This window comes from Promicromonospora sp. NPDC050880 (assembly GCF_044456525.1).
Classification (GTDB): domain Bacteria; phylum Actinomycetota; class Actinomycetes; order Actinomycetales; family Cellulomonadaceae; genus Promicromonospora.
The window spans coordinates 92,444-107,776 of sequence record NZ_JBITFV010000015.1 but is presented as its reverse complement, the minus strand read 5'-3'; the positions used below and the strand labels follow the sequence as shown (position 1 = coordinate 107,776).

Annotated in this window: 11 protein-coding genes; 6 read left to right on the top strand and 5 right to left on the bottom strand. The window is 72.1% G+C overall.

The genetic code is table 11. The features are described 5' to 3' along the window. Positions 1 to 86: 86 nt before the first annotated feature. Both ACIBBF_RS20755 and ACIBBF_RS20750 read right to left on the bottom strand, forming a co-directional pair. Entirely contained in the window at positions 87 to 1,718 is a 1,632-nt protein-coding gene (locus ACIBBF_RS20755) for an ABC transporter substrate-binding protein (RefSeq protein ID WP_397417100.1), read from the bottom strand. Positions 1,719 to 1,889: 171 nt separating this feature from the next. After that, on the bottom strand, positions 1,890 to 5,861 hold the full coding sequence (locus ACIBBF_RS20750) for an endo-1,4-beta-xylanase (protein WP_397417151.1): 3,972 nt from the start codon (positions 5,859 to 5,861) through the stop codon (positions 1,890 to 1,892). On the opposite strand from ACIBBF_RS20750, the gene ACIBBF_RS20745 reads away from it, so the two are divergent. Next, on the top strand, positions 5,830 to 6,243 hold the full coding sequence (locus ACIBBF_RS20745; protein ID WP_397417153.1) for a hypothetical protein: 414 nt from the start codon (positions 5,830 to 5,832) through the stop codon (positions 6,241 to 6,243). The genes ACIBBF_RS20750 and ACIBBF_RS20745 overlap by 32 nt on opposite strands. 457 nt (positions 6,244 to 6,700) lie before the next feature. On the opposite strand, the gene ACIBBF_RS20740 is transcribed toward ACIBBF_RS20745, so the two are convergent. Further along, entirely contained in the window at positions 6,701 to 7,378 is a 678-nt protein-coding gene (locus ACIBBF_RS20740) for an ABC transporter ATP-binding protein (RefSeq protein WP_397417098.1), read from the bottom strand. A 36-nt stretch (positions 7,379 to 7,414) separates the two neighbouring features. Next, positions 7,415 to 8,935: an ABC transporter permease gene (locus ACIBBF_RS20735; RefSeq protein WP_397417096.1), complete on the bottom strand. Its 1,521-nt coding sequence runs from the start codon at positions 8,933 to 8,935 to the stop codon at positions 7,415 to 7,417. 356 nt (positions 8,936 to 9,291) lie between these two features. Here ACIBBF_RS20735 and eno point away from each other — a divergent pair, with 356 nt between their 5' ends. Continuing rightward, the gene (gene eno / locus ACIBBF_RS20730) at positions 9,292 to 10,572 is read left to right on the top strand and encodes a phosphopyruvate hydratase (RefSeq protein ID WP_397417094.1); all 1,281 of its coding nucleotides are present in this window, start codon (positions 9,292 to 9,294) and stop codon (positions 10,570 to 10,572) included. 81 nt (positions 10,573 to 10,653) lie between these two features. On the opposite strand, the gene ACIBBF_RS20725 is transcribed toward eno, so the two are convergent. Beyond that, the gene (locus ACIBBF_RS20725) at positions 10,654 to 11,523 is read right to left on the bottom strand and encodes a hypothetical protein (RefSeq protein WP_397417092.1); all 870 of its coding nucleotides are present in this window, start codon (positions 11,521 to 11,523) and stop codon (positions 10,654 to 10,656) included. A 19-nt stretch (positions 11,524 to 11,542) separates the two neighbouring features. On the opposite strand from ACIBBF_RS20725, the gene ACIBBF_RS20720 reads away from it, so the two are divergent. The 4 genes from ACIBBF_RS20720 (at position 11,543) to ACIBBF_RS20705 (ending at position 15,144) form a co-directional block, all read left to right on the top strand. Next, complete coding sequence (locus tag ACIBBF_RS20720) at positions 11,543 to 11,941, top strand: septum formation initiator family protein (RefSeq protein ID WP_397417089.1); 399 nt, start codon at positions 11,543 to 11,545, stop codon at positions 11,939 to 11,941. A gap of 29 nt (positions 11,942 to 11,970) precedes the next feature. After that, entirely contained in the window at positions 11,971 to 12,471 is a 501-nt protein-coding gene (locus ACIBBF_RS20715) for a DUF501 domain-containing protein (RefSeq protein WP_397417087.1), read from the top strand. Between the two features lie 111 nt (positions 12,472 to 12,582). Then, positions 12,583 to 13,533 (top strand): exopolyphosphatase, encoded by a 951-nt coding sequence (locus ACIBBF_RS20710; protein WP_397417085.1) that lies wholly within the window; start codon positions 12,583 to 12,585, stop codon positions 13,531 to 13,533. A gap of 153 nt (positions 13,534 to 13,686) precedes the next feature. Then, positions 13,687 to 15,144: an NAD(P)/FAD-dependent oxidoreductase gene (locus ACIBBF_RS20705; RefSeq protein WP_397417083.1), complete on the top strand. Its 1,458-nt coding sequence runs from the start codon at positions 13,687 to 13,689 to the stop codon at positions 15,142 to 15,144. The last annotated feature ends 189 nt before the right edge of the window (positions 15,145 to 15,333 follow it).

Sequence of the window (15,333 nt, the reverse complement as noted above, 5' to 3'; positions counted from 1 at the left end):
GAGTCCTTCCGGGGGGTGGGGCCCGCAGGTGTCAGGCGTACAGGTCACGTTCCCGACCTGTACGCCTGACACCGCGAGGTGGTTCGTTACGCCGTGACCTCGATCTGGCGGAGGATCGGCGCACCCGAGAACGGGTTCAGGACGACGTTGTCCAGGCGGTCGCTGTAGTACGTGGCGCTGAAGCTCCACCGGAACGGGATCGTCGGGAACTCCTCGGCGAGGATGCCCTCGGCCTCCTGGTAGAGGGCCACGGACTCGTCCAGCGACGCCGCCGCCGCGGCCTCGTCGAGCTTGTCCTCGAACGCCTTGCTGTACCAGCCGAACTGGCTGTCCTGCGCCGAGCCGGAGGCGTAGAAGCTGAGGTAGTTCTCGTTCAGCGGGTAGTCCGGGAACCAGTTGTTCCGGAACATGCCGTCGTAGCCCTGCTCGGCGCGCGTGGTGAAGTAGTCGGGGTCGATGTTGAGCTCGTAGGGGATGCCCAGCACCTCCTCGATCGAGTTGCCGATGGCGGTGAAGTACTCCACCTCGGCGTCGTCGTCACCCAGGCTGATCTGCAGCTTCTCGCCCTCGGGCCAGCCGCCGGCCGCCTCCAGGGCCGCCTTGGCCGCCTCCGGGTCGTAGGTGCACCACTCGCACGTGCCCGCCTCGCCGCCGGGCACGCCGCCCGGGACCACCCAGGAGTCGGCGGGCGTGGCCTGGCCGCTGCCGAGCGAGGAGATGATGCCCTCGCGGTCGATCGCCATCGAGATCGCCTTGCGGAACTCGATGTCGTTCCACGGACCCTCCGTGTAGCCGGAGAAGCCGAGGTAGGTCAGCGCGGCACCCGGGGCCTCGACGTAGCGCTCCGAGAGCTCGGGGTCGTTCTTCGCGGACTCGACCTCCGCGGTCGGCGGGAAGGACAGGTCGAGGTCGCCGGCCTTGAAGTCCGCCCACCCCGAGGTCTCGCCCGTCGCGTACTCGGTCCAGTGGATGGCGTCGTAGTCCGGCGTCTCCTCCAGCGGGTAGTCGGCCCACTTCTCGGCGGTGAGCTCCTGGCTCTGCTGCCAGTCCGTCACCTGGAACGGGCCGTTGCCGATGGGCTCCTTGGCGCACTTCTCGACGTCGTCCAGGCACTCCTGGGCGATCGGGAAGAAGCCGGTGTAGCCGAGCATCGTGGCGAAGCCGGCGAACGGCGAGGCGAGGGTGACCTCGAGGGTCAGGTCGTCGGTGACCTTCACCCCGGACAGCTCGTCGGCGGCGCCCTCGGCGGTGATGTTGCCGTCGTCGTCGGTCTCGGGCTGCATCTCGTCGTAGCCCTCGATGATGCCGAAGAAGTAGTTGGAGTACAGGCCGTTGTCGCCGTCGGCGGTGTAGTTCCAGGAGCGGGCGAACGCCTCGGCGTCGACGGGCTCGCCGTTCTGGAAGGTGAGGTCCGGCTTGATCGTGATGGTCCAGACCGTGTTGTCGTCGTTCGGCTCGATGGACTCGGCCACGTAGTTGTACGGCTCGGTGGTCTCCGGGTCGTACCGGACCAGACCGTCGTACACCACGTCGAGGACGCTGATGTTGTCGTAGGCCCCGGCGTCGCCCGGGAACAGCGTCTCCATGTCCTGGCTGATCCAGGTCTCCAGGGTGACCGGACCGGCGTCGTCGGCGGTGTCGCTCGGGCTGCACCCGGCCGCGGTCAGGGCCACCACGGCCGCCCCCGCGGCGAGGGTGGTGATGCGTGCTTGCCTCACTGATTGCCTCCCCAGTTCGTCTCCCCGGGCTGAGGGCGGGGAGGTTTGGACCATATCGCCACGGGACGGGGCACGCCTGGAAACTCGTGTTAACCGTCTGTAACGATTCGTCAGGTTCCCTTCCTTGCCGCGGAGGCGGCGCGGAAGGGAACCTGACGAGGGTCGTGCGGCTCAGCAGGCCCCGAGGTCGCGCCACGGACCCCACGGCGTGGCACCCGGTTCCTGGTTCCGGCTGTACCACTGCGCCGTCCAGCGGCGGCCGTCGTGCACCACCGTCTCGCCGCCCCGGTACTCCCACGAGGAGGTCCAGGTCCGGTAGGAGGCGTCTTCGCAGGTCACCTGGGTTCCGACCGCCGCCCACGGGCCCCACGGGCTGGCTCCGGGAACCTGGTCGCGCGTCCACCACAGGGCCGTGAACACCACCCCGTCGTGGCGCACCTGGTCACCCGCCGTGTAGACCGTGCCCGGGGACCAGGCCACGACCGTCGGCCCTGCGAGCAGCCCCACGCCCCAGCGTGCGGTCGACTGGTAGCCGGCACCCGTCGGGTCCGCCCAGTTGCGCACCGCGGTCCGCGTGCCGGCGGTCGCGTCGTTGACCTGGAAGTCCAGGCCGTGGAACGTCCCCGCACCGCCGTACGACAGCAGGTCCACGGACACCTCGACCCGGTACCCGCCGTCGGTCGCCGTGGCGGCACTCTCCACCCGGGCCCGCTGCGCCGCCTCGTCACCCGTGCCGAACGAGACCGCGCCCGCCGCCGAGACCCGGATCTGCGTGTCGTCGGCCCGGTACCCGCCGTTCTTCGCGTTCCCGCCGTCCACGTAGAGCTCCACCGAGTCCTGGACCCACGGGTCCGAGCCCGAGACGTCCACCACCGGGTCGGCGACGTCCGCCAGCACGTACAGGGTGCCGCCGCGCCAGAGCGTGCGGACCGTGGCGACCGCGCCGTCGGACCCCTCGACCTCCTTGTCCGTGGTCACCGCCGGGCCGGCCGACCCCCACACCTCGTCGACGGCGCCGTCGACCACCGGCGCCCGGTCCGCCTCGGCGACCTCCAGGTACGACAGCTCCTCGACCAGCGTCAGGGTGCCGAGCACGCCCGGCGAGTTCCACGCGGTGCTCGCGCCACCCCCGGCCACCCGCACGTCGAAGCCCGGCGTCCCACCCTCGGCGAGGGTCGCGGGCAGGCGCACGACGACGTCGTAGCCGCTCTCCCGCTCGGACACCACCGCGCCGGCATCGGTCTCAGGGCCCGACACCGTGCCGTCCCGGCCCACCACGTACTCGGCGCCGTCGCCGGCGGCCCCGTCGTCGAGCACCAGCGTGACGGCGTCCCCGGCGTCCGCCGCGGCGTCGTCCACCGAGACGAACGCCGTCAGGTGGTCCGGCGCCCAGCGGAGCTGGAAGGCGGCCGTGCCGTCGTCCGGCGCCGCGAACGTGTGCCGGGGCAGCCGGTCCCACACCGGTGAGGTGGTCGCCGAGCGGTCCAGGGGGACGTCGCCCGCGAACACCTGCGCCGTGCGCAGGCGCGCCGGCAGCTCGGCGCCCGCGGCACCGTGGTAGGCCGGCTTGGCCTGGAACCGGTCGTCGAAGAGCAGCGGCGCGCCGCTGTCCACGCGCCACGACCGGCCGTCGGTCAGGCCCCACGCGGTCACGCTGAACAGGTCCGCGGTGTGCGCGCGGAACACGTCGAACGCGTCCCGGTAGTAGTAGCCCTGGTCGACCAGCCGGGCCCGGGTCACGGGCGTGCCCGTCGTGACGTCCAGCTCCGTGACCGCCTGCGTGACCGGCAGGTCCGCGAACCGGTCCAGCGCGCCGTCCAGCGCGCTGACCGGCATGGCGAGCGACACGTGGAACTGGTGCCCCACACCGTCCACCGGCACCCCGCGCGCCAGCAGCCGGTCCACGAGCGCGCGGTACCGGTCCTGCTTGCCGCTCTGCTCCGTGTTGTAGTCGTTGATGAACAGGGTCACCGGGCGCTCGCTGCCGTCCGCCGCGTACGTCTCGTTGAACGCCTCGTCCGCGTACTGGAACGCGAGGTCGATGTACTCCTCGCCCAGGATCCGGAACCACTCGCTGCGGCGCAGGCCGTCGGCGTTCTCGGCGCCGTCCGACACGACCTCGTTGACCACGTCGAACGCGACCAGCGGGTTGGTCTCCGAGCCGAACGGCCCGTAGTCGTCGCTCAGGTCCTGCGCGATGCCGAAGACGTGGTCGCGCAGGCGCTCGCGGAGCACCGCCCGGCCCGCGTCGTCGGCGGCGAGCGGCGCGCCCGCGTCGTCCTGGAAGAACCAGTCGGGCGTCTGGCTGTGCCACACCAGCACGTGACCGTAGACCCGCAGGTCGTTCGCCTGGGCGAAGTCCATGAGCGCGGTGGCCTCCGGGTGCCGCCGCAGGGTCCGGTCGGCGTCGTACCAGGCCTCGGGCTTCATGTGGTTCTCGGGCGTGACCTGGCCGAAGTGCCGGTCCAGGAGGGCGGCGGCCGTGCCCGACGTCTCGCGGCTGTCGATCGCGACGCCGAGCGGGAAGTCCACGGTCTCCTGCAGGCCGGTCAGGTCCTCGATCAACGGCGGCTCGGGTACGGACACCACGATGTCGTCGATCAGCCAGTCGCTGGTGTTGCCGCCGTCGTACGCCGTCTCGAAGTAGAGGAGCGCGCTGTCGTGGGCCGGCATGGTGAACGTGGCGGTCACCTCGGTCCAGCCGCTGCTGGTCAGGCCCGTGAACTGGGCCAGGGTCGAGAAGTTCTGGGCGCCCTCGACCGTGCTCGCCAGGCTCAGCCAGACGTCGCCCGGCGTCTGCCCCGCGGCGAAGCGGACCCAGGCCGACACGTCATAGGTGATGCCGGCCCGCAGCACGCCGGTGACGTCGCGGCCGATGCCGTCACCGGTCACGTTCCGGCCCGTGAGCGCGGCGGACCGGGTGCTCTCGTGCGCGTCGGTGTCCGTGACGGCGAGCGAGAAGTCGGAGGCGTCGGTGCCGTGGCGCGGCGCCCAGCCGCCGAGCGTGCCGTCCTCGAAGTCGGTGGCGATCACCGGGCCCGCCGACGCCGTGGGTGTGCCCTGCGGGAACGTGAACGCCCAGCCGTCGGCCAGCCGCTCGGTGACCACGGTGCGCACGGCCGCGAGCGTGCCGGACCGGTCGCCCCCGCCGTCGTGCGCCAGGACGAGCTCGCCCGGGACCATCGCGGTGCGCAGGTTCTCCGTCAGGGTCGGGACGTCCTGCGTCTCCCAGTCGGCGATGGTGTTGCGCACGGCCAGGGGCTGCATGCCGAGCTCGACGGCGACGCCGGGCGTCACGCCCCACGAGCCGTTCGGGGCGCGCCAGAACGGCACCGCCTGGTCCGGGTCGCCCAGCGCGTCGCGGATGATCGCCAGGTTCTCGATCATGTCGGCCCGCACCTGCTCCTGCGTCCAGGAGCCCATGTCGGCGTACGACGTGGAGTGGTTGCACAGCACGTGGCCCTCGTCGACGATCCGGCGCAGGAGCGCGGCCCCGCCGTCGGCCTCGATGTTCTGGCCGATGACGCAGAAGACGGCCCGGAGGTCGTGCTCCGCGAGGAAGTCGAGCAGCGCGGGCGTGGTGCCGGGGTTCGGGCCGTCGTCGAAGGTCAGGGCGGACACGTCGTCGCTGCCCTCGGCGGCGTACACGGGTGTGGGTACGGGGTCGACGGCGCCGCCGGGCACGACGTCGTCCGGGGGAACCTGGTCGGAGGTGGTCACCATGATGTCGTCCACGAGGATCGTGTAGGGGGCGTCCTGGTCGGTGGTGCCGAGGTAGGCCTGGAGCTGGGCCGGGTCGGCGTCGGGAGCGGCGGTCCAGGTGCCGCTCACCGTGGTCCACTCGGTGCCGACGGTGGTGTTGCCGACCCAGGCGTACGCCGGCTTCAGGACGAACCGCGCGCCGGTGGTCTCCGGGCCTCCGGCCACGGCCGGATCGGCGAGGCGGGCGCGCATGCTGAAGGTGTAGGTGAGGCCGGGGCGGAAGATGCCGGTGGGGGACTGGATGCCCTCGTAGTCGGCGGCGCGGGTGACGGACAGGACGTGGCCCGCGCCGTCGGGGTCGCTGATCACGTCGAGGGTCGCGGAGCCGCTGGGGGTCCAGGTGCCGGTGGTGCCGTCCTCGAAGTCGACGGCGGTGACGATGGCGGTGTCGGCTTGTGTGGTGGTGGCGGTGGTGGCGGTGGTGCTTGCTGTGGTGGCTGTGGTGGCTGTGGTGGCTGTGGTGGCTGTGGTGGTTGCGGTGCTTGCGGTGGTGGTTGTCGTGGTCGGTGACGCCGTGGCGGGGGACGCTGTGACGGGCACCGACGTCGCGACCGGCATTGACGCCGCGGCGGGTGTGATGGGCCCGGCGGCCAGCGAACCGGCCGTGACGACTGCCGTGAGGCCGGCGGCGAGTCCGGGTGCTAAACGATTTCTGATCGAGCGGTCTCCGCTGATGAAACGATTTCGACGAGGCATCCTGCGCTCCCTTGCGCGTGTCTCCGGTGGGGCGGACGCCGGGGCGACGGTGCCGCGGCGAACGTAGGGGCAGCGTAGCGAGAGGTGCCGGGCACCGTCGAGACCAGCAGGGTCGGCGTGTACGCAGGCCAGCGCGTTCCCTCGTGTGATCGGCATGTTCCTGATGCGAGGGGCGCGTTCCTGGCGAGGTCGGCACGTTCCTGCGAGGTCGGCAGTTTCCTGCGAGGTCGGCACTTTGCGTCGAGGTCGGCACAGGCCTGGACCGATCTCGATGCAAAGTGCCGACCTCCCTGAGGGGACTGCCGACTTGGGTGAGGAAACTGCCGACCTCGCTGAGGGTGCCTACCTCCTTGAGGAGACTCCAACCCCGCCGGGACTGCTGACTCAGCTGGGACTGCTGACTCCCCTGGAACTCCTGACCCCGCTGGGACAGTTCACCCCGCCGGGTCAGCCGCTCCCGCCGAGGAGACCGCCGACCCCGCTGAGGCAGCCGCCCAGGAGAGCCACACCTCCTCGGTCGCCGGTCACGCCACCGGAAGCTCCTTCAGCGTGCCCTTGGCGATCCGGAGCCGGCGCGGGGTGCGCCGGGCCACCACGGAGTCGTGCGTGACCAGCACGATGGTCAGTCCCTGCTCCTTCCACAGGCCCTCGATCAGGTCCACGATCTCGTCGCGGGTCTCCTCGTCGAGGTTGCCGGTCGGCTCGTCGGCCAGCAGCACCTTCGGGTTCTTGACCAGCGCGCGGGCGATGGCGACGCGCTGCTGCTGCCCGCCCGAGAGCTCACCGGGCAGGTGGTCGCCCCGGTCGCCCAGGCCTACCGACTCCAGGGCCGCCTGCGCCCGTGCGGTCCGGGTCTGCCGCGCGACCTTCGACGGCACGAGCGCCGTCTCCACGTTCTCCAGGGCGGTGAGCGTGGGGATGAGGTTGAAGTTCTGGAACACGAAGCCGATGGTCTCGGCCCGGGCCGCGGTGAGCTGGGCGTCGCTCATCCCGGCCAGGTCCGTCCCGTCGAGCGCCACGGTGCCCGACGTCGGACGGTCCAGGCCGCCGAGCATCTGCAGCAGGGTGGACTTGCCGCCGCCGGTCGGACCCTGGACGGCCACGAGCTCGCCGTCGCCGATGGTCAGGGACACGCCCCGCAGCGCGCGCACGACGCGCTTGCCCTGCTGGTACGTCTTGGTCAGGTCGTCGATCTGGTACATGTCTGCCTCTTCTCGGGTCGGTGGGGCTGTCGTCGCTCAGGCGAGGGAACGGAGGGCCTCGACGGGGCGCAGGCGTGCGGCCCGCTGCCCGCCGACCACGCCCGCGAGGAGCCCGCCGAGCACCGCGAGCCCGATGGCGGCCAGAACGATCCACAGGCTGATCGGGGCCTGGAGCGCGACGTCCACGGCGTTGCTCGCGGCGTCGGCCAGGCCCGCCGGGCGGGTCGCGCCGAAGCTCTCGCCGCCGGCGTCGCCGCCCTGCTGCAGGGCGCCGGCAGGCGCCTGCCCGCCCCCGCCGGGGCCGCCCATCATGAAGCCACCGCCACCCGCGCCGCCGCTCAGGGTGATGCCGGCGAGGTTGACGGCCCACACCGCCAGGGCACCGATCGCGAGGCCCGCGACGCCACCGATGAGGCCCTGCACCACGGACTCGCCGGCCACCTGGCCGACCACGCGGCCCTTGCTCCAGCCGATCGCCTTGAGCGTGCCCAGCTCGCGGGTGCGGCGGTTCACGCCCGAGACCGTGAAGAGGATCGCGAGGCCGAAGGCGGCGGCCAGCACGATGGCGCTCAGCCAGGTGCCGAGCGTGCCGATCAGGTTCGACGCGGTGGACAGCGATCCGGTCACGTTCTCGGCCAGGTCGGACTGCGTGCTGACCGACGCGTCGGGCAGCTCGCCCTCGATGGCGGCGGCGACGGCGTCGACGTTCTCGGCGGAGTCGACCTGCACGTACACGTCGGTGACCTGGTCGGCGAGGTCCGCGAGCGTCTGGGCGGTGGCCAGGGGCAGATAGGCGTCGGACGCCGTCGCGACGCCGTCGCCCGTCGTGGAGGCGACGGTGCCGACGATCTCCAGCTTCTTCCCGCCCACCGTGAGGGTGTCGCCCACGGCGAGCTCCTGCTGCTCGGCGTAGGTGGCGTCCAGCACGGCGACGTTCTCGTCACCAGCCTCGAGCGTCCGGCCGTCGGCCAGCTCGGCGGTGGTCAGCGGGCCGACGGCGGCGGCGTCCGGGTCCACGCCCGTGACGGTGAACTGGTCGATCTCGAACGACGACCCGCCGGCCGTCGCCTCGCCCGAGCCGTCGGGGCCCATCTGCATCGTGACCGGCCCGTCGCCCTCCCGCATCGCCTCGAAGTCCGGCATCTCGCCGGAGAAGGACATGTTCTGCAGGTCGAGCGTCGCGGCGACGCCGGACACGTGGTCCAGCCCGGAGATGGTCTCCAGGGCGGACGCGTCGAACGACGCCGACCCCATGGCCGTGCTGAGGCGGTCCTGCGAGAGGTCGCGCGTGCCGTCCTCGTTCGCCTCGCCCTCACCCTCGCCGAAGTCGAACCGGCCGGGGCCGCCCCCGCCCGGCCCGTCGGCGGCCTGGTCGACGGTGATGTCGGTGCCGACGCCGTAGACGGAGTCGAGCACCTCGGACTGGGCGTTCTTGACGCCGGTCGAGACGGCGTTGACGACGATGACCAGCGCGATCGCGACCGCGAGACCGATCGCGACGACGACGGTCTGCTTGCGCCGGTTGCGCAGCTCTCTGCGCAGATAGGTGAAGAACATGGGCTCCTGCCTGGGGTCCGGAGTGGGGCGTGCGGAACGGTGGTGTCCGCGCGGACCACCTCGCGGGCGGTGTCGTCACGACCAGGGAGGACAGGGGGCGTGAGGTCGCTCCGCGGGGCGGTCCGCGCCGGACCGTCCGGACGCTAGGCACCACGGCTGTGGTGCCCCTGTCGTCGACCTGTGGTGGTGCTGTGAACCGGGCGCGCTGCCGGGCGGGCTACCGGGCCTCGTGCCGGGGCCGGCACCGGGACCGCCAGGCGCGCGGGTGCCTGGCTGTGGACGGTTGCCCGCCCCCTCGCCGGACGTCCTAGGCTGGGGGCCGTAACCTCCGAGCAACATCCTGAGAAGGAGTCCCCGTGGCTAGCATCGAAGCCGTTGGAGCGCGCGAGATCCTCGACTCGCGCGGCAACCCCACCGTGGAGGTAGAGATCGTCCTGGACGACGACACCTTCGCCCGTGCGGCCGTCCCGTCCGGCGCCTCGACCGGCGCGTTCGAGGCCGTCGAGCTGCGTGACGGCGACAAGGGCCGTTACCTGGGCAAGGGCGTCGAGAAGGCGGTCGCGGCCGTCAACGACGAGATCGCCCCCGAGCTCGTCGGGTACGACGCCGAGGAGCAGCGCATCGTCGACCAGGCGCTGCTGGACCTGGACGGCACCCCGAACAAGGGCAAGCTGGGCGCCAACGCGATCCTGGGCGTGTCCCTCGCCGTCGCGAAGGCCGCCGCCAAGAGCTCCGGCCTGGACCTGTTCCGCTACGTGGGTGGCCCGAACGCCCACGTTCTGCCCGTGCCGATGATGAACATCCTCAACGGCGGGTCCCACGCGGACTCGAACGTCGACATCCAGGAGTTCATGGTCGCCCCGATCGGCGCCCCCACGTTCCGTGAGGCGCTGCGCACCGGCACCGAGGTGTACCACTCCCTCAAGTCCGTGCTGAAGGAGAAGGGCCTGGCCACCGGCCTGGGCGACGAGGGCGGCTTCGCCCCGAACCTGGGCAGCAACCGTGAGGCGCTCGACCTGATCCTCGTCGCCATCGAGCGCGCGGGCCTCAAGGCCGGCACGGACGTCGCGCTCGCGCTGGACGTCGCCTCGACCGAGTTCTTCTCGGACGGCGTGTACGCGTTCGAGGGCGGCAAGAAGACGCCGGACGAGATGATCGCGTACTACGAGCAGCTCGTGGCCGACTACCCGCTGGTCTCCATCGAGGACCCGCTGTCCGAGGACGAGTGGGACTCCTGGGCCGCGCTCATGGGCAAGGTCGGCGACCGGGTGCAGATCGTCGGTGACGACCTGTTCGTGACCAACCCCGAGCGCCTCGCCAAGGGCATCGAGCTCAAGTCGGCCAACTCGCTGCTGGTCAAGCTCAACCAGATCGGCACGCTCACCGAGACGCTCGACGCCGTGACGCTGGCGCAGCGCAACGGGTTCACCACGATGACCTCGCACCGCTCCGGCGAGACCGAGGACACCACCATCGCGGACCTGTCCGTGGCCACGAACGCCGGCCAGATCAAGACCGGTGCCCCCGCCCGTGGCGAGCGCATCGCGAAGTACAACCAGCTCCTGCGCATCGAGGAGGCGCTCGACGAGGCCGGCACGTACGCCGGCCGGTCGGCGTTCCCGCGCTTCCAGGGCTGACTCTGGCCTGACGGCGGCGGTCGAGCGGGCCTCAGACGCTCGACCGGCGCCGGTGCGGCGGCACCGCCGGAGAGTGCGCTTCTACCCAGCGATTCGTCCCAAGAGCCCGGCGAGGTTTGGGCAAAATCGCAGGGTAGAAGCGCACTTCGTCGTTTCACGGATTCGACACACGGCGCGCCGGAGGTAATGCCGGTACAAAGGCCCGGCGAATCGGCACAATCGACCCATGGCTTCCTCACGCCGCCCGGCGCGGCCCTCGGGTTCGGCGCGCGGCTCGGATGCGCGCCCGTCGTCGGCCCAGGCCTCGGGCTCGGCGCGAGGCAAGGACGACCCGAAGCGCGCCGGCCGGGGTGCGTCGAAGGGCACGAGGGCCGGCCGGGACGGCGCGGGCCGCGGGTCCGGGTCGACGTCGAAGGCCGCACCGAAGAGCGCCGCCTCGACGAAGGGCGCTGCACCGAAGGGCGCCGCGACGAAGAGCGCTGCACCGAAGGGCGCTTCGACGAAGGGCGCCGCACCTAAGGGCGCCTCGACGAAGGGCGCCTCGACAAAGGATTCGTCGAAGGCAGCAGCGTCGAAGCGTGGTACGTCGGGTGGTACGCCGACGTCGGAGGCAGCGGGGAGTGCCGGGACGTCAGGCGCACGGAAGCCCGCCACGCCGTCCTCGGCCCGCCGCGCCGGCCCGGCCCGTTCCTCGGCGGCCCGGTCCACGGCGTCCGGTCCGGCGTCGTCTCGTGCCGCGTCGTCTCGTGCCGCGTCGTCTCGTGCCGCATCATCCCGGGGCGGGGCATCCCGGGGCGCGGCGGCTCGTCCGTCGGCCCGGCCCGCGGCGTCGGCCGCGCGCGGCGGGCGTCCGGCCTCGCCCGGGGCCAAGCGACCCGCCCAGCCGAGGCGCCGCTCGACGGCGACCGCCAGCGTCGCGCCGTCCGCCCGGCCGCCGCGCGCGGACCGCAAGCGCGGCAGCTTCGGGCTCGTGCTGCCCGAGGTGCTGACGGTCCGCGCGATGGTGCTGTCGGTGGTGATGCTGCTCGCGGTGGTGCTGCTGCTGCCCACGGTCCGCGCGGTCGTGACGCAGCAGGCCGAGCTGCGTGAGCTCCGCTCCGAGCTGAGCGAGCAGCAGGAGCAGAAGGCCGACCTCGAGACCGAGCTGGCCCGCTGGGAGGACCGCAACTACGTCATCGAGCAGGCCCGGTCGCGCCTGCGGTTCGTCATGCCGGGCGACAAGGTGTGGCGGCCGCTGGACACCGACTCCGTGCAGGAGGAGGAGCCCGCACCGGGCGTCGTCGAGCCGTCGCCGGGCACGTCCGAGGACGCCGACGCGCCCTGGTACACGAGCGTCTGGGACTCGGTGCGTATCGCGGGCGGTGAGTGACCGCCCCTGTCCTGAGGGACAATGGGGTGGTGAGCTCCGTGATCGACAGCGTGTCCGACGACGACCTGCGAGTCCTGGCCGAGCAGCTCGGCCGTGAACCGCGAGGGGTCGTGGGGATCGCGGCGCGCTGCGTGTGCGGCCGGCCGACGGTGGTGCGCACCGCGCCGCGCCTGCCCGACGGCACCCCGTTCCCGACGGTCTTCTACCTGACGCACCCCGGCGCGGTGGCTGCCGCGTCGACGCTCGAGGCGAACGGCGTGATGAAGGAGATGACGGCGCGGCTCGAGTCCGACGAGGAGCTTGCCGCCGCCTACCGCGCGGCGCACGAGCACTACCTGGCGGAGCGCGAGGCGATCGGCCACGTCGACGAGATCGACGGCATCTCCGCCGGTGGCATGCCGACGCGGGTGAAGTGCCTGCACGTGCTCTTCGCGCACGCCCTCGCTGCCGGACCGGGCGTGAACCCGCTGGGCGACGAGGCGCTCGCCCTGGCCCGCGACACATGGCGCCCGGACCGCTGCACCTGCTGACCCCTCGGGCCGCGGGGCATGCCCGCACGCCGCGTCGCGGGTTCGCGTGACGTTTCTCGCGAATCGGGATGTCCGGCGCCCGGTGACGGCGGCGGCTGGGAGAATCGCCGCGTGACTTCCTCTCGCGTTGCCGCGATCGACTGCGGCACCAACTCGATCCGCCTGCTCCTCGCGGACGTCGACGCCGCCGGAAACCTCACCGAGCTCGACCGGCGCATGGAGGTGGTGCGGCTCGGCCAGGGCGTCGACCGCACCGGAGAGCTCGCGCCCGAGGCTCTGGAGCGCACGCTTGCCGCGACCCGCCGGTACGCGGCGGCGATCGAGGCCGCCGGCGTCGAGCGGGTGCGGTTCGTGGCGACGTCGGCCACGCGGGACGCCCGGAACCGGGACGCCTTCTTCGACGGCGTGCGGGACGCGCTCGGCGTCGACGTCGAGGTGATCAGCGGGCGCGAGGAGGCGGAGCTGTCCTTCCGCGGCGCGACCGGCGCGGTCGCAGGAGCCCACACGGGACCGTTCCTCGTGGTCGACCTGGGCGGCGGGTCCACCGAGCTGGTCCTCGGCACCGACTCCGTGGACGCGAGCGTCTCGATGGACGTCGGGTCGGTGCGGATGACCGAACGGCACCTGCACAGCGACCCGCCGTCGCCGGCCGAGGTCGAGGCGGCGCGCGCGGACGTCCGCGCACACCTGGACGACGCCGCCCGCGTGGTGCCGCTCGCGAAGACCGCGACCCTGGTGGGCCTGGCCGGGTCCATCACCACGGTGACCGCGCACGCCCTGGGCCTGACGGAGTACCGGCGCGACCGGGTGGACCAGGCGGTGCTGCCCGTCGAGACCGTGCTGGCCTCGTGCGCCGCGCTGCTCGCGGCGCCGCGGGCCGAACGGACCGCGATGGGCTTCCTGCACCCCGGCCGGGTCGACGTGATCGCAGCCGGGGCGCTCGTCTGGTCCGAGGTGGTCCGGCGCGTCGCGGCCGACGTCGCGGCGGTGGGCGGATCGCTGGCGGGCGTGGTGACGAGCGAGCACGACATCCTGGACGGGATCGCGCTGTCCATGGCGTAGCGGACGCCCGGGAACTCCCGGCCGGGACGGCCCGTTGGGGAGGTCGGAGGAGCGCGAAGGCTTCCGTCAGCGACGACGGCGTGCTGTGCATCACGCACACGCCGTTCTTTGTCGTGTCAATACGCATGCGTTGCGCGCGGTACCCTGGGAATCATGCCTCAGAACGACCTGACCTCGGTCAGCCATGCCTCCGACGCGGCGAGCACGCCGCGCCCGCGGAAGGTGCCGCGCATCGTGGTGCTCGGCGGCGGGTCCGTCGGCCTCTACGTGGCGCGCCGCCTGCGAAAGAAGCTGAAGAAGCGGGAGGCGGCCATCGTCGTCGTCGACCCGCGTCCGTACATGACGTACGCGCCCTTCCTGCCGGAGGCGGGTGCGGGTTCGATCGACGCCCGTGACGTCGTCGCGCCGCACCGGAAGGCCCTCAAGGGCATCGACGTGCTGCAGGGCAAGGTCACCACGATCGAGCACGGCCGCAAGGCCGTGAAGATCCAGCCCGAGGAGGGCGAGGAGTACGAGGTCACGTACGACCAGCTGGTCGTCGGCCTCGGCTCGGTGTCGCGCACGCTGCCCATCCCGGGCCTGGCGGAGAACGCCATCGGCTTCAAGAACGTCGAAGAGGCCATCGCGGTCCGCAACCACGTCATCAACCGGCTGGACGTCGCGTCGTCCACCTGGGACGCCGACCTGCGCAAGCGCATGCTCACGTTCACGTTCGTGGGTGGCGGGTTCGCCGGTATCGAGGCCCTCGCCGAGATCGAGGACATGGCGCGCTACGCCACGCGCCAGTACAACACCATCGAGCCGTCGGACCTGCGGTTCGTCATGATCGAGGGTGCCGGGCGCATCCTGCCCGAGGTCACGGAGCCGATGGGCGAGTACGCCCTCGCCGAGCTGAAGAAGCGCGGCATCGAGTTCCACCTCAACACGTTCCTCTCGTCCTGCGTGGACGGGCACGTCGTGACCTCGACGGGTGTCGAGTTCGACACCGAGACCATCGTGTGGACCGCGGGCGTCAAGGCGAACCCGGTCATCAAGGAGTCGTCCGACCTCCCGTACGACAAGCTGGGCCGCGTCATCGTGCTCCCGACGCTGCAGGTCGCGACGGAGAACGGCGAGGTCATCGAGGGCGCCTGGGCCGCCGGTGACTGCGCCGCGGTGCCGGACGTGCTCAACCCCGGCAAGTTCTGCCCGCCGAACGCGCAGCACGCGATCCGCGAGGCCGTGCGCCTGGCCGACAACATCGTCGCGCTGTACAAGGACCGGCCCGCCGCGGACTACAACCACAAGAACGTGGGTGTCGTCGCCTCGCTGGGTCTGTACAAGGGCGTCGCCGAGCTCTTCGGCTTCATCAAGCTGCGCGGCTTCCTCGCCTGGGTGGCCCACCGTGGTTACCACGTCATGGCGATGCCGACCGGCAACCGCAAGGTGCGCATCCTGATCGGCTGGATCGGTCAGTTCCTCATGGGTCGCGAGCTGGTGTCGCTGGGTTCGCTGCACGACCCGCGCCAGGAGTTCCGTAACGCCTCCGTGCCGCCGAAGGCCCCGGGCGAGAAGGTGGAGCAGAAGGCCGAGTCGTCCGCGTCCCGCGCGGAGTCGGGCGCCAAGTCCTGACGACCGGCTGGCGCCAGGCCCGCGCCACTTGATTCGGTCCGGTGCTGCGGGCTGATTGCTGACTTCGGTCGGGGGGGGGGGGGGGGGGGGGGGGGGGGGGGAGGGGGCGCGGGCCCCCCCCCCCCCCCCCCAAACCCCCCCCCCCCCCCCCCCCCCCCCCCACAACCCCCCCCCCCCCCCCCCCCCCAC

Excerpts from the sequence above, each read along its gene's own strand:
- ACIBBF_RS20740 (WP_397417098.1), bottom strand. The coding sequence starts at position 7,378 with ATGTACCAGATCGACGACCTGACCAAGACGTACCAGCAGGGCAAGCGC.
- ACIBBF_RS20735 (WP_397417096.1), bottom strand. The coding sequence starts at position 8,935 with ATGTTCTTCACCTATCTGCGCAGAGAGCTGCGCAACCGGCGCAAGCAG.
- ACIBBF_RS20705 (WP_397417083.1), top strand. The coding sequence starts at position 13,687 with ATGCCTCAGAACGACCTGACCTCGGTCAGCCATGCCTCCGACGCGGCG.